Consider the following 582-nt stretch of genomic DNA (forward strand, 5'->3'; position numbering starts at 1 on the left):
GTTGAGGGCGTCGAAGACGTGCTTCACGCCGCCGTTGGCGCTCCAGACCGACAGGACGATGCTGACGACCAGGCTCAGGCCCAGCGCGGTGTTGCCCTTCTCGTTCAGGCGCTTGACCTGGTCGCCGATGATTTCCAGAGCGCCCTGGGGCAGGACGCCCTGGAGGCTGGCGATTTGGTCGTTGATGGTCGAGGCGTCGGCCACGAGGCCGTAGCAGGAGACCAGCGCGGCTACCGCCGGGAAGATCGCCAGCAGGGTGAAGAAGGTGACGCCGGCCGCGATCAGCGACAGCCGGTTCTCGCCGATGTCGCGGTAGGTGCGCAGCGCGATGTCCTTCCAGCCCTTGGCGGGGATCTCCGCCGGATGGCTGGCGCCGCGCCCGCGATCGGCCTGGCGGCTCGCGACCGCCTGGGCCTCGCCGCCCTCGTGCGCGGGCGCGGGATCCGAGGAGCCCCCGAACGCGACCAGGCCGACGAGCGCGGTAGCCAGCGCCAGGGTCCAGACCGTCGAGGCGTGCCCCCCGGTGTCGCGGGGCACGGTGCGATCGGGATCGGGGGTAGCCATCGACACGCCTCGCTACGG

General features: G+C 71.5%; 1 protein-coding gene. It reads right to left on the reverse strand.

The features are described from left to right. Positions 1-564: YhjD/YihY/BrkB family envelope integrity protein (locus FV233_RS29790; RefSeq protein WP_187278283.1), on the reverse strand; the 564-nt coding region annotated here is incomplete at its 3' end. Positions 565-582: the final 18 nt, after the last annotated feature.

Source organism: Methylobacterium sp. WL7, from assembly GCF_008040085.1.
In the GTDB taxonomy this organism is placed as follows: Bacteria; Pseudomonadota; Alphaproteobacteria; order Rhizobiales; family Beijerinckiaceae; genus Methylobacterium; species Methylobacterium mesophilicum.